Source organism: Pseudomonas sp. Mn2068 (assembly GCF_049319725.1).
Taxonomy (GTDB): Bacteria; Pseudomonadota; Gammaproteobacteria; order Pseudomonadales; family Pseudomonadaceae; genus Aquipseudomonas; species Aquipseudomonas gingeri.
Genome location: NZ_JBMOUG010000024.1, coordinates 35,566 through 54,907 on the forward strand (window position 1 = coordinate 35,566; position 19,342 = coordinate 54,907).

At 63.1% G+C, this 19,342-nt stretch carries 16 protein-coding genes; 8 read left to right on the plus strand and 8 right to left on the minus strand.

Features of this window, described 5'->3' with window-relative positions:
* Positions 1-64 precede the first annotated feature (64 nt).
* Genes ACL9RJ_RS31915 through ACL9RJ_RS31925 form a run of 3 tightly spaced genes read left to right on the plus strand, consistent with a single transcriptional unit; the run spans position 65 to position 2,901 of the window.
* Positions 65-973: an ABC transporter permease gene (locus tag ACL9RJ_RS31915; protein WP_422765987.1), complete on the plus strand. Its 909-nt coding sequence runs from the start codon at positions 65-67 to the stop codon at positions 971-973.
* Positions 970-1,818 carry an ABC transporter permease gene (locus ACL9RJ_RS31920; protein ID WP_103032688.1) on the plus strand — a complete coding sequence of 283 codons (849 nt, stop codon included), beginning with the start codon at positions 970-972 and terminating at the stop codon, positions 1,816-1,818. The genes ACL9RJ_RS31915 and ACL9RJ_RS31920 overlap by 4 nt, the downstream gene beginning before the upstream one ends.
* Before the next feature lie 18 nt (positions 1,819-1,836).
* Complete coding sequence (locus tag ACL9RJ_RS31925; RefSeq protein WP_177107928.1) at positions 1,837-2,901, plus strand: ABC transporter ATP-binding protein; 1,065 nt, start codon at positions 1,837-1,839, stop codon at positions 2,899-2,901.
* On the opposite strand, the gene ACL9RJ_RS31930 is transcribed toward ACL9RJ_RS31925, so the two are convergent.
* Positions 2,898-3,827, minus strand: a complete 930-nt coding sequence (locus tag ACL9RJ_RS31930; RefSeq protein ID WP_042934492.1) for an AraC family transcriptional regulator — start codon at positions 3,825-3,827, stop codon at positions 2,898-2,900. The two genes, ACL9RJ_RS31925 and ACL9RJ_RS31930, sit on opposite strands and share 4 nt — an antisense overlap.
* Positions 3,828-4,173: 346 nt before the next feature.
* On the opposite strand from ACL9RJ_RS31930, the gene ACL9RJ_RS31935 reads away from it, so the two are divergent.
* Positions 4,174-4,539, plus strand: a complete 366-nt coding sequence (locus tag ACL9RJ_RS31935; RefSeq protein WP_017123999.1) for an antibiotic biosynthesis monooxygenase family protein — start codon at positions 4,174-4,176, stop codon at positions 4,537-4,539.
* A gap of 193 nt (positions 4,540-4,732) precedes the next feature.
* Positions 4,733-4,963, plus strand: coding sequence for a hypothetical protein (locus ACL9RJ_RS31940; RefSeq protein WP_017123998.1), 231 nt, complete (start codon positions 4,733-4,735; stop codon positions 4,961-4,963).
* 15 nt (positions 4,964-4,978) lie between these two features.
* Here the strand turns inward: ACL9RJ_RS31940 and ACL9RJ_RS31945 are convergent, their stop codons facing one another.
* From ACL9RJ_RS31945 to bglX, 6 genes are all read right to left on the minus strand, one after another.
* Complete coding sequence (locus tag ACL9RJ_RS31945; RefSeq protein ID WP_212810028.1) at positions 4,979-5,608, minus strand: flavin reductase family protein; 630 nt, start codon at positions 5,606-5,608, stop codon at positions 4,979-4,981.
* Between the two features lie 250 nt (positions 5,609-5,858).
* A complete protein-coding gene (locus ACL9RJ_RS31950; RefSeq protein WP_422765988.1) occupies positions 5,859-6,131 on the minus strand; it encodes a hypothetical protein in 273 nt (90 codons plus the stop codon).
* Between the two features lie 422 nt (positions 6,132-6,553).
* Positions 6,554-7,876 (minus strand): MFS transporter, encoded by a 1,323-nt coding sequence (locus tag ACL9RJ_RS31955; protein ID WP_042934147.1) that lies wholly within the window; start codon positions 7,874-7,876, stop codon positions 6,554-6,556.
* A 321-nt stretch (positions 7,877-8,197) separates the two neighbouring features.
* Entirely contained in the window at positions 8,198-9,532 is a 1,335-nt protein-coding gene (locus ACL9RJ_RS31960; protein ID WP_422765989.1) for a sigma-54-dependent transcriptional regulator, read from the minus strand.
* A complete protein-coding gene (locus ACL9RJ_RS31965) occupies positions 9,526-11,292 on the minus strand; it encodes a sensor histidine kinase (protein ID WP_177088145.1) in 1,767 nt (588 codons plus the stop codon). Before ACL9RJ_RS31965 ends, ACL9RJ_RS31960 begins: the two co-directional genes overlap by 7 nt.
* Before the next feature lie 489 nt (positions 11,293-11,781).
* Positions 11,782-14,073, minus strand: coding sequence for a beta-glucosidase BglX (gene bglX / locus ACL9RJ_RS31970; RefSeq protein ID WP_017126618.1), 2,292 nt, complete (start codon positions 14,071-14,073; stop codon positions 11,782-11,784).
* A 243-nt stretch (positions 14,074-14,316) separates the two neighbouring features.
* Here bglX and ACL9RJ_RS31975 point away from each other — a divergent pair, with 243 nt between their 5' ends.
* From ACL9RJ_RS31975 to ACL9RJ_RS31985, 3 genes are all read left to right on the plus strand, one after another.
* Positions 14,317-14,925, plus strand: a complete 609-nt coding sequence (locus tag ACL9RJ_RS31975; RefSeq protein ID WP_017126617.1) for a LemA family protein — start codon at positions 14,317-14,319, stop codon at positions 14,923-14,925.
* Positions 14,926-14,995: 70 nt separating this feature from the next.
* Positions 14,996-15,706: a TPM domain-containing protein gene (locus ACL9RJ_RS31980; RefSeq protein WP_017126616.1), complete on the plus strand. Its 711-nt coding sequence runs from the start codon at positions 14,996-14,998 to the stop codon at positions 15,704-15,706.
* Positions 15,707-15,738: 32 nt separating this feature from the next.
* A complete protein-coding gene (locus ACL9RJ_RS31985; RefSeq protein WP_177088147.1) occupies positions 15,739-16,356 on the plus strand; it encodes a TPM domain-containing protein in 618 nt (205 codons plus the stop codon).
* Positions 16,357-17,152: 796 nt separating this feature from the next.
* Here ACL9RJ_RS31985 and ACL9RJ_RS31990 read toward each other — a convergent pair.
* Positions 17,153-19,327 (minus strand): terpene synthase family protein, encoded by a 2,175-nt coding sequence (locus ACL9RJ_RS31990; protein ID WP_212810023.1) that lies wholly within the window; start codon positions 19,325-19,327, stop codon positions 17,153-17,155.
* Positions 19,328-19,342 lie beyond the last annotated feature (15 nt).

The window sequence follows — 19,342 nt, forward strand, 5'->3', positions numbered from 1 at the left end:
GCGATCGACCTTGTCCGCCAAGCCTCTGCCTTGTTGATGATTTCTCTCTGTCGAGACTCTTTCTATGGAACACCAACCTCTGACCCGGCCGGTCGGCGTGGCTTTGTCGCGCCCTCGAACGGGGATTTCGCCCACCGCCCGGGCCTGGCTTTTCCTCTCGCCGTCGATGCTGTTTCTCGCCGTGCTGATTCTCGCCAGCCTGCTGGTGCTACGGATGAGCGTCGGCACCAAGGGGGCCGAATGGACCGGCTTCAGCCTCGCCAGCTACGCGCAACTGCTGGAACCCTACTACCTCAAGTCGCTGCTGCTGACCTTGCGTCTGGCGCTGTTCAGCGCCGTGATCGCGGTGCTGCTGGCGATTCCCGTGGCCTACACCATGTCGCGCCTGACCTCGCCGTTCGTGCGGCGGATCTTCCTCGCCGCCGTGCTCCTGCCACTGCTGGTCAACCTGCTGCTGCAAAGTTATGGCTGGCTGGTGATCCTCGGTCCCGGCGGCATGCTCAACCAGGCGCTGATGGGCCTTGGTCTGATCAAGCGCCCGATCATGCTGCTCTACAACCAGAACGGCGTGTTGATGGGCCTGGTGCAGACCGCCTTCCCCCTCGCGGTATTGCCGATCGCCAGCGCCATGCGCGGTGTCGCGCGCACCTATGAAGAGGCCGCCGCGACCCTCGGCGCGAGCCGCTTGCAGGTGTTTCGCCAGGTCATCCTGCCCATGAGCCTGCCGGGCATCATCACCGGCGCGACCCTGGTGTTCGCCTACAACGCCAGCAGTTTCGTCGTGCCCCTGCTGCTGGGCGGCCGGCGCGTGCCGATGCTGGCGGTGATGGTCCATGACCAGATCGCCCCGCTGATGAACTGGCCGGCGGCCTCGGCGGCCGGTGTCGTGCTGATCATCACCACTCTGGCGATCATGACCCTGTCCGAATACGTCACCGGCCGTCGACGCCGGATGCTGGAGTCCTGCCAATGAGCCTGTCGTCGTCCAAGCGCCTGTCGATCCTACCGGGGGAGACCGGGCGTTTCGCCGGGATTCTTTCGGGAATCATCCTGCTGCTGGCGGTCCTGCCGATCCTGACCATGATCGTCATGTCCTTCAGCGGCGCCTCGAACCTCGACTTCCCGCCCAGCAGCTACAGCCTGCAATGGTATCGCGCGGCCTGGCACACCATTGTCTCGCCGGATGCCAGCGATGTGCTGAGCCTGGGCAAGGCGATGACCACCAGCCTGCTGGTGGCCTGCCTGACCATGGTGCTTGCCACCCTGGTGGCGGTGCCCGCCGCCTATGCGCTGGTGCGCTGCGAATTTCGCGGCAAGGCCGTGGCGCTGCAACTGATGTCGCTGCCCCTGGTGTTTCCGATGGTGGTGCTGGGGCTGGCGTTGCTGCTGGTGTTCGACAGCCTACCGTTCCAGATGAGCTTCTCGCGGCTGGTCATCGCCCACGTGATCCTGGCCTTGCCCTTCGTAGTGAAGAACTGCACGGCGGCCATGCTTTCCATCGGCAGCGAGGTCGAGGAGGCTGCGCAGATGCTGGGCGCTTCACCGCAGCGGGCGATCCTCGATGTGGTGGTGCCGTTGATGAAGTCGGGGATTCTCGCCGGGATGCTGCTGGCGTTCATCGTCTCGTTCAACGAATTCACCGTGACCTATTTCCTCTACACCATCGACGTGATGACCGTGCCGATCTGGATGTACAGCCGCACCGTCTCGTCCCTCGACCCGACTGTTTTCTCCTTTGCCGTGCTGATCGTGCTGATCGACTTCGTCCTGATCTGGGCGTTGGAGAAGCTGGTGGGCGAGGGCGGCGTTTCCTTCTGATTTCTTGAGGTGAGCAACATGACTGGACTGATTCTGGAAAACGTCGAAAAGCACTACGGCACGGCCTGTGCGGTGAAGGACGTCAATCTGCATCTGCCCGAAGGCAAGCTGGTGTGTTTCCTCGGCCCTTCGGGATGCGGCAAGACCACCTTGCTGAGAATGATCGCGGGCCTGGAAACCCTCAGCGCCGGCGAGATCCGCCTGGACGGCGAGGACATCGGCCAGACGCCGGCGCACCTGCGCAACTTCGGCATGGTGTTCCAGTCCCTGGCGCTGTTTCCCCATATGACCGTGGGCGAGAACATCGCCTATCCGCTGAAACTGCGCGGGGTCGCCAGGGACGAGCAACAGGCCCGGGTGGTCGAGTTGCTGCAACTGATTCAACTGAGCGAGATGATCGACCGGCCGGTGTCCAAGCTCTCCGGCGGGCAGCGTCAGCGGGTGGCGATTGCCCGCGCGATAGCCGCGCGGCCAAAGATTCTGCTGCTGGATGAACCGCTGTCGGCGCTGGACGCCAAATTGCGCGAATCGATGCAGGTGGAAATCCGCCAACTGCAACAGCGCCTGAACATCACCACCATCATGGTCACCCATGACCAGCGTGAAGCCATGACCATGGCCGATATCGTGGTGGTGCTGGGCGAGCACCGCGTGCAGCAGGTGGGTACGCCTATCGAGATCTATCGGCACCCGGCCAATGAGTTCGTCGCCGACTTTATCGGCTCGGGCAATATCTTCCCGGCCACCGTGCTGGGCGACGGCCGGGTCGGGCTGCCGGGGGGCGAGAGCATCGAGGTGCCGGGCAGTGCCGGGGTGGAGGCCGGGAAGCAGGTGCGGATGCTGGTGCGCCCGGAGGATCTGCAACTGTCCGTGCCCCAGGCGACGCCGGCGAGCAATTGCCTGCTCGGCACCGTGACCTTCGTGCGGGATATCGGTTCGACCATTGAAACCATCGTCGAGTGTTCCGGCGTGTCGTTCACGGCGCTGAACACGCCATGCCAGGGGATCGGCCTGGACGTGGGGCACAGGGTCTCGCTGACGATTCCGGCCGAGGCCTGTCGGATGCTCGGGTCCGGCGCCTAGACGCTCTGGCGCAGCCGCGCCAGGTCGCGCAGGGGCGGCGCGCCGAACAGCCGGCTGTATTCGCGGCTGAATTGCGAGGGGCTTTCATAACCCACCCGGTAACCCGCCGCGGAGGCGTCCAGCCCTTCGGCCAGCATCAGCCGCCGTGCTTCCTGCAGCCGCAATTGCTTCTGGTATTGCAGCGGGCTCATGGCGGTCATGGCCTTGAACCGGTGGTGCAGGGTCGACACGCTCAGGTTGGCTTCCCGCGCCAGGTCGTCGATCCGCAGCGGCTGCTCGAAATTGCCGTTCAACCACTTGATTGCCTGGTTCACCCGATGGCCCTGGCTGTTGGCGATGGCTATTTCGTACAGGCGATAACCCTGTGGGCTGCGCAGCAGGCGATAGAGGATCTCCCGGCGGATCAGCGGCGCGAGCATGGGGATATCCTTCGGCGTGTCGATCAGCCGGGTCAGGCGCAGCAGGGCGTCGAACATCTGGGTGTCGACCCGCTCGACATACAGGCCGAGCCCGGTCGGTCGGGTGGGCACGCCCATGGGCCCGGCCTCGGCGATCAGCGCGCTGATTTCGTTGGGGTCGATGTCCAGGCGCAACGCCAGCAACGGCATCTGCGGCGAGGCATTCAGGACCCGACCGCTCATCGGCATGGAAACCGATATCACCATGTAATTCAGTGGGTCGTAGATGAAGTGGTCGTCACCCAGGCGGACTTCCTTGCGGCCCTGGGCCATGATGCACAGCGCCGGTTGCGCCAGCACCGGATTGAAATCGTAGGGGTGATTGTGCCGGCCCAGTACCAGGGAGCCGACGGCGGTCTGGTAGCTACCGTCCTCATCGGTGTGGCGACGGATGATATCGGCCAGTTCCAGGCGCTGTTTCTCCATCTCCGGGGGGATAGCTTCTTGCGGATGTACGGACAACGACATGGAGAATCCCCTCGAGAGTGTCACTTTCAACGGTTCATAGCTTAAGTTTGGGCAAGTCGGACCGCCAGCCGAATCCTGCGCAATTCTTGCCTGATCCTGCCTTGATCTCCTGTGACAGTCTGATGACTGGCCGGCGAGAGGGGCGAACTTGCTTAAAACTCTGAAACGCCGGACGCCGCTGGCACGCACGCTTGACCTGGCCAATAGCGCGCTCCGACAGGATTGTGCAATAACCCGACAGGAATCGACTAACGACCTCTCGCCTGAAGCCTTAATCTCTGCTCCTGTCGCCGTCAGTCCGGCGGTTGATGGAGCGAGTACAACCTTCTCTTCGGGAGAGCCGAGCATGTCCAAGCATATCCCCGTCAGTCACATGGCCTTTGTTCGCGCACGTCCAGGGCGTTCCGCCGAGCTGGGTTCGCGTCTGAGCAGCCTGATCGAACCTTCTCGCCAGGCACCCGGTTGCCTGCAGTTTTCCCTGCAACACTCCCTGGCCGATGCCGACCTCTGGCTGGTGTCCGGTTTCTGGATCAACCAACCGGCGATGACCGCCTATTTCAACACCCCGGCGATGCAGATCTTTGCCGAGCTGGTGCAGGACCTGGTGGTCAACAGCTTCGACTTCCACACCTTCAGCGATGTGTCCGCCGCCCGTGCCCAGTGCGATTTTCATCTGTCCAGCGCAGGTTCCCTGCAGAAGTTGGCCAGCTGAAGGACGCACGAAAATCCCGCTTAATTTTGGCGGCACCTGTCGCCCCCATGCTGCCTTGCCGCTCCTCGCCATAACGTGCTCTGACTCGTCCCGGTGCCTTGCCCGAGAACTACAGGCACTCGCCAAAACATGAGCGTATTTGCGAGGCAGGGGACTAGAATACCGGCCGATCAATTGGCCGGGACAGACAGGCATGGCACGTAAAGAGTTTGCACAGTTCGAAGCAGTTTCAGCAGCAGTTCGCGGTGAGGCCGGTTATAGCGCAGCCATTGCGGTAAAGGCCCTGGGCGGTTTCGATGCCCCGCGTTTCCACAAAATCCTTGAAGACCAGACGTTCAAGACGGCTCTCGAAGCCGACCAGGCCGCCGAGCAGGCATTGGCGCGGCTGATCGACGTCGATGCCGAGGGCGGGTTGTCCTGGTAAGCGTTTCCCGGGCGATCACTTCGCCACTTGCGGGCGATACATCTTGAACAGGGACTCCGGGCCCAACTGGAAATAGTCCGCCGGACCGCCGCCACGCAGGATCGGTTCGGCGGCGGCGGTGTCGTAGATACCGTCCTTGAGCAGGTGCCGGGCGATATGCACGGCAACCACTTCACCGAGAATCAGCCAGCTGGGCACCAGGGCCTGGTCGGCGCGTTGCAACTGGATGATCTGGGTCACCTTGCATTCGAAGGAGACCGGGCTTTCCTGCACCCGCGGCACGCGAATGATCTTCGAGGCGGCGGGCGTCAGGCCGGCCAGTTCGAACTCGTTGACCGCAGCCGGCACGGCGGCACAGCTCTGGTTCATTGCCTCGGCCAGTGGGCGGGTGGCGAGGTTCCAGGCGAATTCGCCGGTCTGTTCGATATTGTTCAGGCTGTCTTTGCGGCCGACGCTGGAGAAACCGATGATCGGCGGGATGTAGTTGAAGGCGTTGAAGAAGCTGTAGGGCGCCAGGTTCAGGCGGCCTTCGGCGTCCTGCGACGAAATCCAGCCGATGGGGCGCGGGCCGACGATGGCGTTGAACGGATCGTGAGGCAGGCCGTGGCCGTTGGCGGGTTCGTAATAGTGGATATCGTCGGACATGGTTCGAGGGTTCCGCGGGCTGGGTGGAGGTCGATAGTGTGCTTGGCATCGAGAGCAAATGCGATAGCTCACGCATCATGGATCGTTCCTGTGCGCAGCAAAGCAGCCCATGACGCTCCGCGTCACAAGAGCGGACGCAGAGCGTCCAGAGAGGCATTCCCATGCGGAGCATGGGAACGATCAACCCTTTTCTTTCCCCCAGAAACGACTAAGCCCGGCCGAAGCCGGGCTGTGATGCCACCGGGATCAATCAGCTGATGGCAGCAGCGCCAGGGGTCTTGTCGTAGCCGTCAGCGGCGACAGCGTTGGCGCCCGGGGTCTTGTCGTAGCCATCAGCGGCGACAGCGTTGGCACCTGGGGTCTTGTCGTAGCCATCAGCGGCGACAGCGTTGGCACCCGGGGTCTTGTCGTAGCCATCGGCAGCAACGCTGTAGGCGCCCGGGGTGTGGCTGTAGCCATCGGCGGCAAAGGTGTTGGCGGCCAGTACGGAAAGGGTCAGGGCGAGGATCAGTTTGGTTTTCATGGTCGTTGCTCCAGTCGGTAGTCGTTTTGTTCAGTGGGTGTGGAAGTCATATTACGCTGGTTAATTTGATTAAAAAGCGCAAAAAAACGCTTAAATCAATCGTATAAATCGATACTTCTGGCGATGCAATCAGGCGGCGGTCACGTGATGCCCGAGAGCATGTGCGCAGGTCGATTTGGCGTAGGTTCAGAATGGAGGTAGGGAATTAACTGACTATTAATTCCGAAAATTCTTTTGCGCTTGCGCAGAAATGCGCGGGCTCGTCCTGTAAGGACGTGAGTGAGCGGGGGGATGCAGTCCGGCAAACAACACCGAACCTTTGTAGGAGCCGGCTTGCCGGCGATGACGTCCGTATGGACGCTGCAAGGCTCAAAGGCCTCATCGCCGGCAAGCCGACTCCTACAGGTTCAGGGCGTCGGTACTCAGTCGGTTTCGATCCGCGAATGCTTGCGGGTGTCCTTCATGGTGATGTACACCAGCAGCGAAACCGCGATGCAGGCGGTCACGTACCAGTAGTAGCCGGTTTCCATGCCGATACTCTTGAACCACAGCGCGATGTATTCAGCGGTACCACCGAAGATCGATACCGTCAGTGCATACGGCAGGCCCACGCCCAGGGCGCGGATTTCCGTCGGGAACAGTTCGGCTTTGACCACCGCGTTGATCGAGGTGTAGCCGCTGACGATGATCAGCGCGGCCATGATCAGGAAGAACGCGCCCCACCAGGTCTGGATGGTATGCAGGGTGCTGAGGATCGGCACGGTGCAGAGCGTGCCGAGAATCCCGAAGGCGATCAGGATCGGCCGCCGGCCGACCTTGTCCGACAGTGCGCCGACCACCGGTTGCAGGCACATGAACAGGAACAGCGTGGCCGCCGAGATGGTGGTGGAGTCGGAGATGCTCATGCCGACGGTGTTCACCAGGTACTTCTGCATATAGGTGGTGTAGGTGTAGAAGGCCAGGGTACCGCCCATGGTCAGGCCGACCACGGTCATCAGTTCCTTGGGATGACGCATCAGTGTGCGCATCAGGCTTTCCTTCGGTTTTTCCTTCTTCTTGGTGAACGACTCGGTTTCCTCCATGCCGCGACGCAGGTAGAGCGCGACGACCGCACACAGGGCGCCGATGCCGAACGGAATCCGCCAGCCCCAGTCCTGCAATTGTTCGGTGGTCAGGGTCTGTTGCAGCACGATCAGCACCGCCAGGGCGATGAGCTGGCCGGAGATCAGGGTCACGTACTGGAAGCTGGAGAAGAAGCCGCGACGCTCCTTGGTCGCCATCTCGCTGAGGTACGTGGCCGAGGTGCCGTATTCACCACCGACCGACAGGCCCTGCATCAGGCGGGCAACCACCAGCAGGATCGGGGCGCCGACGCCGATGGTTTCATAACCGGGGGTCAGGGCGATGATCAGGGAGCCGAAGCACATCAGCAGGACCGAGGCCATCAGGGCGGCCTTGCGTCCCTTGCGGTCGGCATACAGGCCCATCAGCCAGCCGCCGATCGGACGCATGAGGAAGCCCACGGCAAAGATCGCGGCGGTGTTGAGCAGTTGTGCGGTGGTGTCGCCCTTGGGGAAGAAGACCTTGGCGAAGTACAACGAGAACGCGGCGTAGACGTACCAGTCGTACCACTCGACCATGTTGCCGACCGAACCGCTGAAGATCGATTTCAAACGGCTGGAAGTGGTTCTTTCTTTTGCCGGCGCAGCCGCCGACCCGAGGGGCAGGGTAGAGGAGTTATCCATCAGGGAACCTTCAAGTCATTGTTTTTGTGGAGCGCGCGCAAGCGCAGCCTGGCAGGGCTATAGCAGGAGCCGTGCCAGGGGCCGAAGGCCCGGTCCAGAGGGGTTGGCGGGAACTGATAAGCGGAAATCCGCTCATGATGGATAAATCGGTAAGCGGAAAATCGCCGATGCGGGATGTGTCAGGCGAAACATGACTGCAGGGGCCGGGCTTGTCGGGACGGCGCATCGCCGCGAAGGCGATCTTGAGAGCGCCAGAAGCCTCACGGGCAATCCAGCGTCGACTGGCCGCTCCTACAGGTCAGGTGGCGTTCCAGAGGGGGGTTACTCCTCCTTGAGAAACATCTCCCGCGCCAGCCCATGGCGCTGCATCTTTTCATTGAAGGTCCGGCGAGGCAGTTGCAGCTCTTCGAGCACCGCCTTGACATCACCCTTGTGCCGGGTCAGCGCCGAACGCAGGCATTGCGCTTCGAACGCTTCCTGCTGGGCCGCCAGGGATTGGCCGGGGTCGATGCCTTCCGGTTCCGGCTCGCCCAGGCTGAGCACCGAGCGTTCGGCGGCATTCGCCAGTTCCCGGACATTTCCCGGCCAGTCATGGCTCAGCAGCCGGCTCAACTGTGGCCCGCTCAGGGCGGTCGCGGCACGTCCCAGGCGCTCGGCCGCACCCTGGGCGAAGTGTTCGAACAGCAGCGGAATATCCTCGCGTCGCTCGCGCAACGGTGGCAGGCGCAGTTCGGCCACTGTCAGTCTATACGCCAGGTCTTCGCGAAAACGCCCGGCGCGGGCTTCCTCCAGCAGGTCGGGCTTGGTCGCGGCGACGATGCGCAGGTCGACATGGATGCTCTGATTGGAGCCCAGGCGCTCGAGTTTCTGTTCCTGCAGGACCCGCAGCAGTTTTACCTGCTGGGCCAGCGGCATGCTTTCGATCTCGTCGAGAAACAGCGTACCGCCGTCGGCGTATTCCAGCTTGCCGATGCGCTTGCCCTGGGCGCCGGTAAAGGCACCGCTTTCATGGCCGAACAACTCGGCCTCGAACAACGACTCGGGAATCGCCGCGCAGTTGAGCGCCACGAAGGGTTTGGCGGCACGCGGGCCGAAGTCATGCAGGCAGCGGGCGACCAGTTCCTTGCCGCTGCCGGTCTCGCCACGGATCAGCACGTTGACCGGCAGCGGCGCCAGCTCCAGCACTTGTCGCCGCAGGGTCTGCAGGCTGCGGGATACCCCGAGCAGGCTGGTCTCGAGTCGCGAGCGGCTGTCGGCCTGTTCATGCAGGCGGCGGTTTTCCAGGACCAGCCGGCGCTTTTCCAGGGCACGCCCGAGGCTGCCCAGCAGCGCTTCGGGACTGAAGGGCTTTTCCAGGAAGTCGTAGGCGCCGTCGCGCATGGCCTCGACCGCCATCTTCACATCGCCATGGCCGGTCAGCAGGATCACCGGCAGGTCGGCGTCGAGGGTGCGCACGCGCTCCAGCAACTCCAGGCCGCTGAGGCCCGGCATGCGCACGTCGCTGATGATCACGCCGGGAAAATGCGCCGGCAGCCGCGCCAGGCATTCCTCGGCGCGGCCGAAGACCTGCACCGCGAAGCCCGACAGGCTCAGCCACTGCTCCACGGCATTGCGAATGCTGGCTTCGTCATCGACCACCATCACCGTGTTCAACATGGGCTGTGTACCTCCAGGGCGATCGGCAGGGCCAGGGTGAACAGGGCGCCGCCGGGGCGGTTGTCGACGCTCAGGCGGCCGCCCAGCTCATGGACGATGGCATAGGATACCGCCAGTCCCAGCCCGAGGCCTTCTCCCACCGGTTTGGTGGTGAAGAACGGATCGAAGACCTTGGCCAGGTGTTCCTCGGCAATCCCGCCGCCGCTGTCACCGACGGTCAGCAACCACAATTGCTGGTCGGCCTCGATGCGGATTTCCAGGCGCTTGAGCGGTTTGTCGTGCATGGCGTCGAGGGCGTTGCGCAGCAGGTTGATCAGCACCTGTTCCAGACGGATCGCATCGCCCCGGACCCAGGCCGGGCGGGTCAGGTGCAGCACCGTGCTGACATTGTCCTCGCGCAGGCGCGGGTCGAGCAGTTGCAGCGACTGGTCGACCACGCCGGCCAGGTCCAGGGGCTCACGCAGGCCGCTGGGGCTTTGCCGGGCGTAGGTCTTCAGGTGCCCGGTCAAGGCCGCCATGCGGGTCAGCATCTGGTCGAGGGGTTCCAGGGCCTGATAGGCCGCCTCGATCCGCCCGTGATCCAGCAGCAGGCGCAAGGTCGCCAGTTGCATGCGCTGGGCGGTCAGCGGCTGGTTGATCTCATGGGCCAGGGCCGCGGACATCTGTCCCAGCGCCGCCAGCTTGGCCGATTGCACCAGGCCGTCCTGGGCCGTGCGCAGGTCGCGGGTCCGCTCTTCCACCAGGCGTTCCAGCTCTTCACGGCTGCGCTGGCGCAAACGGGCCAGGCGCCAGCGCTGGTTGAGGAACAAGCCGAGAAACACCAGGGTCAGCCACAGGCCGGCACCGGCCAGCCCGGCGTTGCGGCGCTCCTCGGCGGCCAGTTGCGGTTTGCGCAGCAGGTGCAGGGTCCAGTGTTCGGTGTCCAGTGGCAGCGATTCCCACAGCAGTTCGGCGCGCCCGGCGGGGGTGTCGACCCGGGTCAGGTAGCTGTTGTCGCCGAAGACCCGCAGGGTCTGGTGCTCGATGGGACTCAGGGCCTGCTTGTCGTATTGACGGGTACGACCGATCTCGCTGCGGTCACTGTCTGACAACGGTCGCAACAGGCGATAGCGCCAGCCCGGCTGGTTGGCGATAAACACGATGTCACGGGAATCGCTGACCAGCAGGGTGTCGTTGCCTTTGCTCCATTCGTGTTCGATCTCGGGGAACTCCAGCTTCACCACCATGGCCCCGATGAATTCGCCGCGGTCGTTGAACACTGCGCTGGAGAGGAAATAACCGGGAATCCCGCTGGTCACGCCGACCGCGTAGAAATGCCCGCTGCCTTCGCTGCGGGTCTGGTTGAAGTAGGGGCGGAAGCCGTAGTAGTGGCCGACATAGCTGCTGGGCAGGCGCCAGTTGCTGGCGGCCACCGACAGACCGTTGCGATCGAGCAGCTGCAGGGTCGAGGAGCGTGCGGCGCCGTTGATGCGTTCCAGCTTGCGGTTGAGCGCGTCCTGCCGTTGCGGGCTGACCGGACCGTCGAGGGCTTCGCGCAATTCCGAGTCCAGGGCCAGGACGGCGGGCAGGGCACGGTAGCGCTCGATCAGGGTATGCAGGGAATTGGCGTACAACGTCAGTTGCGCCTTCCCGCGCGCGGCATCGTCCACCAGGGCCTGTTGCCCGGCACGGTGCACGGCCCAGCCGGCGGCCAGCGCGGTGCCGGCGAGGATCAGCAGGGTATGGAGCGCCAGACGCAGGGAACGGGGAATCGGCGGCATGCGGGCAACGACAGGCTGGGGAGGGGCCGGAAAGATAACACGCCGGCCAAGGGTGTATACGGACCTTGTGGGAGCGGGCTTGCCCGCGAAAGCGGCGGCGCGGCTGGCCTCGTCATCGCTGGCAAGCCAGCTCCCACAGGGTTCCAGGCTGGACGCTAGTCCGTGGCGAGCCGCCATCCTGTGGGAGCCGGCTTGCTGGCGAAAGCGGCGGTGCGGCTGGCGTCGTCATCGCCGGCAAGCCAGCTCCCACAAGGTTTCAGGCTGGACCATAGTCCGTGGTGAAACATCGCCCTGTGGGAGCCGGCTTGCTGGCGATAGCGGCGGTGAGGCTGGCATCGTCATCGCTGGCAAGCCAGCTCCTACAGGGTTCCAGGCTGGACGCTAGTCCGTGGTGAAACATCGCCCTGTGGGAGCCGGCTTGCTGGCGATAGCGGCGGTGCGGCTGGCATTGTCATCGCTGACAAGCCAGCTCCTACAGGTTGACGGGTCTTACAACAACTCGAAGCTCTGCTGTGTCACATCCTGGGAGTCCAGGCCGATCTGCACATTGAACTTGCCTGGCTCGGCGGCGTACTGCAGCTGGGTGTTGTAGAACTTCAGGTCGTTCTCGTCGATGGTGAAGTGAATGACCTTCTCCTCACCGGCCTTGAGCATCACTTTCTGGAAGTTCTTCAGCTCCTTGACCGGCCGGATCATGGAACCGGCGACGTCCTGGATGTACAACTGCACCACGGTCTCGCCGTCACGCTTGCCGATGTTCTTGACCGTGACACTGGCATCGAGCTTGCCGCTCTTGTTCAGCGTGGTCGAGGACAGGGCCATGTTGCTCAGGCTGAAGTCGGTGTAGCTCAGGCCGTAGCCGAATGGGTACAGCGGGGTATTTTCCTCGTCGAAGTACTGCGAGGTGTAGTTGCCCGGCTTGCCCGGGGTAAACGGCCGGCCGATGGTCAGGTGGTTGTAGTACATCGGCACCTGGCCGACCGAGCGCGGGAAGGTGATCGGCAGCTTGCCCGACGGGTTGTAGTCGCCGAACAGCACGTCGGCGATGGCGTTGCCGCCTTCGGTCCCGCTGAACCAGGTTTCCAGCACGGCGGCGGCCTGGTCCTGTTCGTGGCCGATGGTCAGCGGCCGGCCGTTCATCAGCACCAGCACCAGCGGCTTGCCGGTGGCCTTGAGGGCCTTGATCAGCTCGCGCTGGCTTTCGGGGATGTTCAGGTCGGTACGGCTCGACGACTCGTGGGACATGCCCCGCGATTCGCCCACCGCTGCCACCACCACATCCGCCTGCTGCGCGGCCTTGACCGCTTCGTCGATCAGTTGCTGCGCCGGACGCGGGTCGTCGACCACTTCCGGGGCATCGAAGTTGAGGAAGTTCAGGTAGTCGACGACCTTCTTGTCAGCGGTGATGTTCGAACCGCGGGCATAGATCAACTGGCCCTTGTCGCCCAGCGCACGGCTCATGCCGTCATACAGGGTGACCGATTGCGCCGGCAGGCCGGCGGCGGCCCAACTGCCCATCATGTCGATCGGTGCCTTGGCCAGCGGGCCGACCAGGGCGATCTTCGCCGATTTCTGCAGCGGCAGGGTCTGGTTCTGGTTCTTCAGCAGCACCAGGCTGCGACGCGCGATATCCCGGGCATCGCTGCGGTGCAGGCGGCTTTCGGCGTTGGTGTCGGCCGGATCGTCCTCGGCCTTGCCGATACGCAGGTACGGGTCCTTGAACAGGCCCATGTCGTACTTGGCACCGAGTACTTCACGCACGGCGTTGTCGAGGTCGCTCTGCGGCACTTCGCCGGACTTGACCAGCCCCGGCAGTTCCTTGGCATAGAGCGAATCGTTCATGCTCATGTCGATGCCGGCCTTGATCGCCAGCTTGGCCGCTTCGCGACCGTCCTTGGCGACACCGTGCTTGAGCAGTTCGAAAATCGCCCCGTGGTCGCTGACCGCCAGGCCCTTGAAGCCCCAGTCCTTGCGCAACAGGTCCTGCATCAGCCAGGTGTTGGAGGTGGCGGGCACGCCGTTGATCGAGTTCAGGGCGACCATCACCCCGCCCGCGCCGGCATCGATGGCGGCGCGATAGGGTGGCAGGTAGGTCTGGTACATCTTCACCGGGCTCATGTCGACCACGTTGTAGTCACGACCGCCTTCCACCGCGCCGTAGAGGGCGAAGTGCTTGACGCTGGCCATGATGCTGTCCGGTTCGCCCGGGCTCTTGCCCTGGTAGGCCTGGACCATCACCTTGGCAATGCGCGAGACCAGGTAGGTGTCCTCGCCGAAACCTTCGGAGGTGCGGCCCCAGCGCGGGTCGCGGGAAATATCGACCATGGGCGCGAAGGTGATGTCGAGGCTGTCGGCGCTGGCTTCCCGGGCGGCGATGCGTCCGGAGCGGCCGATGGCGTCCATGTCCCAGCTGGACGCCAGGCCCAGGCTGATGGGGAAGATGGTCCGGTGGCCGTGGATCACGTCATAGGCGAAGAACATCGGGATCTTCAGCCGGCTGCGCATGGCCGCGTCCTGCATCGGACGGTTTTCCGGGCGGGAGATGGAGTTGAAGGTGCCGCCGATGTTACCGGCGGCGATTTCCTTGCGGATCAGTTCCCGGGGCATTTCCGGGCCGATACTGATCAGGCGCAACTGGCCGATCTTTTCCTCGAGGGTCATCTGCTTCATCAGGTTGGCGATGAAGGCGTCCTTTTGTGCAATGGGTGCAGGCTTTGTGTCAGCCACGACCGGGAGACTGGCCAGGCCGATAGCGAGGCCCAGCAAACACAGCTTCTTCATGAATGATTATCTCGGGGCCCGATACGGCGAGGTGTTCGAGCACCGGCCGGGCTGTTTAGTTATAGGGAGCGACTATTGTTGTGCCAATAAATCCAGCACACTTCTGAACTGTTTTTCGCGCTGGGCATCTTTTAGCTGATTGGCTTCATACATTCCAGTGGCAGCGGCGGATTATGCCTGAGCCCCCGGTGCGAAAAATCCTAGGACTTCTCCCTTTTTATCGTTTCAAGGAGCGTTTCGAGCATGCAGGCACAACCGGGCTTCCGTTCGAGCTGGAGATTCGCCGTCCTGGCCTTGCTGGCCACTTTGCTGGCCGGCTGCGGCATCAACAACATTCCCACCTACGACGAGCAGGTGAAGGCCAACTGGGCCCAGGTGCAGAACCAGTACCAGCGCCGGGCGGACCTGATTCCGAACCTGGTGGAAACGGTCAAGGGCTATGCGAAACAGGAACAGGAAACCCTGACCGCGGTGATCGAGGCGCGCTCCAGGGCCACTTCGATCCAGGTCGATGCCAGCACCCTGGACAATCCCGAGAAGCTCAAGCAGTACCAGGAAGCCCAGGGCCAGCTGACCGGCGCCCTCAGCCGGCTGATGGTGGTCTCGGAGCGTTACCCGGACCTCAAGTCGAACCAGAACTTCCTCGCCCTGCAGTCCCAGTTGGAAGGCACGGAAAACCGCATCAGCGTGGCGCGGCGTGACTTTATCCTCAGCGTCGAGAAGTACAACACCGAGATCCGCACCTTTCCCGGTCGTCTCTGGCACAGCCTGATGTACAGCGACCTGCCGCTGCGCCCGACCTTCGAAGCGACCGCCCAGGACGCCGACAAGGCCCCGCAGGTGAAGTTCTGATCACTCGCCGGGCCTTGCCGCGCGGCTGCGTGGCCAGGCCCGGCCCAGCGTCATCACGGACGAGGTAGGCATGCGTATTTTCAAGGGTGCCCTGTGGCTGTTGCTCTGCACGCTGGCACTGACGGCCCGGGCCGATTTGCAGTTTCCCGAACTGATCGGACGGGTGGTGGACAATGCCCGGATGATCGATGCGCCGGTGCGCGAGGCCCTGGACCAGCAACTGCAGGCCCATGAAAAGGCCACGGGCGAGCAGGTGGTGGTGGTCACCTTGCCCAACCTGCAAGGCACCACTATCGAGGACTACGGCTACCAGTTGGGACGTCACTGGGGCATCGGTCAGAAAGACCGCAACAACGGTGCGCTGCTGATCGTCGCCCGGGACGAGCGCAAGGTGCGCATTGAAGTGGGTTATGGCCTGGAGGATCGCCTGACCGATGCCCAGTCCGCCCTGATCATCAACCAGCTGATCGTGCCGCAGTTCAAGCGCGACCATGTTTCCAGCGGCATCAGTGCCGGGGTCGGCGCGATACTCGACGTGCTCGGCAGTCCGCCCGGTGAAAAAACCGAATCGGAAGGGGATTTCGGCTCGCGGCACCCGGTACTGATCGGTTTCCTGATGGTGCTCTTCGTGCTGATCTGCGCCTTCATGCAACTGATGGGCTACGGACCGCGGGGTGGCGGTTCGGGAGGTTTCGGTGGTGGCGGTGGTGGACGCCCAGGCGGTGGTTTCAGCGGTGGCGGTGGCAGCTTCGGTGGCGGCGGATCATCGGGCAGTTGGTAAAAAAACATAATAACGAGAGAGCATGCACAACCATGGCCTTACTCAGTGAATACGAACAACGCCAGGTCGCCGAAGCGATTACGCGGGTCGAGCAGCAGACCGATGCGGAACTGGTGACGGTACTGGCCAGCCGCGCCGACGACTACGCCTATATCCCGCTGCTGTGGGCCAGCCTGTTGGCGCTGCTGGTACCGGGGATCGTCAACTTCGTCTTCGGCTGGCTCAACAGCCATACCCTGCTGGCGGTGCAGTGGAGCAGTTTCATCCTGCTGTGCCTGCTGTTTCGCATCCCTTCGATCACCAGCCGGCTGATCCCCCGCTCGGTACGCCACTGGCGGGCGTCAGGCCTGGCACGGCGGCAGTTTCTCGAACAGAACCTGCACCACACCGTCGGCAGTACCGGCGTGCTGATCTTTGTCAGCGAGGCCGAGCGTTATGTGGAGATCCTGGTGGACGAAGGCATATCCCGGCGGTTGGACAACAGTGCCTGGGACCCTATCGTCAAGGCCTTCACCGAGCAGGTCAGGCAGGGCCAGACCCTGCTGGGATTCGTCACCTGCATCCAGTCCTGCGGTGAACTGCTCAAGACCCACGTGCCGCTGACCCAGGTACGCAACGAGTTGCCCAACCGCCTGGTGTTGCTGGGCTGATCCGCGTGGTGTCGATGCCAGGGACAGGCCTGGCAGATCGGGGCTTTTGTTCGAGTTCTCGCGTACTGAATGACGTCTATCGACGGTTTCCGATCAGAGGTCTGTGTTTCGGCGGAGTTGCACTCTGTACCTGTCAATTCTGACAGTAGTCACACTATGACTCACTGGGTATTCTGATTATGGCGAGTGCTTTATTTTCCTTGTGGTTGGTTGGAGTCGTATTGATGAGCGCTCGATAGAGAGGAAACGACACTCAAACTCAAGGAGTTACTGAAATGGCATCGCTTAGTATCACATCCATCGATCAAACGAATATCTATGCGAGAGTCGGTGATGACAAATCGACACAAGTCTATAGCACAACAACCGAGCTCGGACTGGGCTATACCTCGGGTGACCGGCTGCGCTTTACCGGGACACAGTGGGGGGGACGACCCTGCGGGGCCCGTGGTGACCTTGAAAAATCTCGGACCTCGTGTGTGTTATCTCTGTGCCCTGAATTCCTTTGAGGGGTTCGATGCCGAGAGAATCAATATGTTTACAAGAAGGGGATTTGAGGCACTTCAGCAATATTCGGGGTGGCCGACCAATGACGCGGATGTCAACAGTATCACTGACTATATAGTCAGCCCGGGGTTTATTCCGGCACGAGGGGTAAGACTCAATTCTTATGAGTCGGCTACATTCAATTTCAACGAAACCCAGTTTGTCCTGTGTTACCAGCCTTGATCAGAGTCCCGCCCGGTTTTTTTGCACGACAGCATGGCGTCAGGACCGGGCGGGTCTGGGTTTCAACCTATATAAATAGCCGTGCCTGCATCCAGCCTGGCAGCGGCAGGTTGTAAGGCCGTGGGTCGCGGTAGCGGCTGACGGTCTGATGCCACTGCATGACGCCGGCGATATAGTCTTGCAGGCGTTGCGCGTAGTCCAGGATCAGCCGGCGTCCGTCGGCATCCAGGCTGAACTCTTCGAACAGCACCGGCAGTTCCAGGGCGACGATATGCTCGAACTGGCGGATACGTGCGTCCCTGAGTTGCCCGACCCGGTCCATGGCCGGTTGCAGATCGAGGTCGAGGAACTGCTGGAGGATCAGCACAAAATTGTTCAGCTCGCCTTCGACCTCGATTTCCTTGCGATAGGAGACGATGTCGTTGGTCAGGGTGACGCTGTCGACGGTGCAATGGATCAACTGGCGCAGCGGGCTGCTGCGGAAAATCTTCTCGTCGAGCTCGGGCCCCCGGGCCAGCAGGCTCAGGTAGGTCAGCCCGGTGGTCAGGTCACCGCCGAAGGTGCGTCGCCGCATCTCGATGTAGTCGATCGGGTCGGACAGGCGCAGGTTGAACTGGTTATCCAGTTCCCATAACCAGCTTTCGAGCATTTCCACGACGTAGCGGCGCAGTTCCCGCAACAGGCGGGCCGACATGTTCGGCGCGCTGAGCGACCACAGGCTGGTCAGTCCGGCTTCCAGCGGGTTGCTGGTCTGCAAGGGCGTCATGCCCGGCAGCGGCATGCACTGGCACAGGCGTCTCACCTGGGCCGTGGCCGCCCGCAGGTCGCGGTTGCGGCCGAAGACCGCCGGAAAGTAATCGTCGGCATAGGTGCCCCAGTTGAGCCAGCGCCCGGCCATGTCGACTTCCGCAGGCGGGGCATCGGGACACATCAGGGCGGCGCACAGGGCGGTGTCGGCGGCTTCGAAGCGGCGTTCGTCCCAGACGCCGAACCCGGCGCGCGCATCGATGATGCCGACCTGCGTGGCCCATTCGCGCAAACCGTGGCGCGCGCTTTCCAGATGCGGACTGCAACGGACCTCGAACGGCATATGGACCGCCGGCAGTTGGCACGGGATCACCGTCCGGTGCAATGCCTCGAGGCTGCGCCGAGGCCTGGCCCCGCCCGTGGCATGCCCGGCCAGGCGAGTCGCGCTGGTGCCCAGGCCTGACGGTTTGCCGGGGACGAGTGCCGAGCGATGCGCCTTCATGTAGCGGCTGGAGCGCATGTGCCAGGCATGCCCGCCGGACTGCCAGTCCACCAGGCCCTTGGTGTAGACCAGCGTATCCGCGCGCTCCGCCTGGTCCAGGCCGAGGTCGTCGAACAGCCGGGGCAGGTCCAGCACCGCGGTTTTCTCGAAGTGTCGCAGGCGCGAGGTCAGCAGATCGTTGGTGATCCCGGCGGCTTTTTGCGTGTCGATGTCCAGGAAGCGTTCCGCCACCAATACGCAGTTCGACAGTTCGCCTTCCTCCTGGACCTCGCGCTGGTAGGAGAACAGGTCGTTGCGCAGGTGCACGCCATCGGCAAAGGTGTCGCGCAGCACCTGCATCGTTCTGGTTTCGGCGATCCGTGGTGGGACCGGCGTGCGGTTGGCGTGTTCGACGAGGGTGGCCGACCAGGGCGCGCCGCCGACCTTGCGGCGCATCTCCAGGTACTCGATGGGATTGGCGACCCGCCCTTCGTTGATGTTCATCAACTCCCACATCGAGGCTTCCAGCAGGTCGTGGGTGTGTTCGCGAAAGCGCCTTATCCAGTCCTCGGGCATGCCCGGCAGGGTGCGCGGCCAGAGGTCGGCGAGCCCGCGCTCGACACCGTTGACCGGCAGGGGCGGGGACGCGGTGGCGACGTCGGGCATGAACTGCGCCAGGCGATCGAGATGCTGGCGGGCCGCCACACTGTCACGGTTGCGTTTGTAGGCTTCGAGAAAATGGTCGTCGAAGAAGAACACCCAGACATACCAGTCGGTAATCAGCTCCAGTTCCTGGCTGTCGCAGTCCGGATGGGTATAGGCGCACATCGCCGGATAGTCATGGGCGTCCAGCGCGGCCAGGTCCCAGATGACCGGCCCGTTGGCCACGGCGGGGCTGTCGAGCATGCCCATCTGCCGCGCCCAGGCGCGGGTGTGTCGCTGGGCACTGGCGGCATGGGGATTGAACCGTGCCCCGTAGGGCATGTAGAACTCGGGCAGGGCGAAGGGCTGCATCGGCGGGCTCCTGTT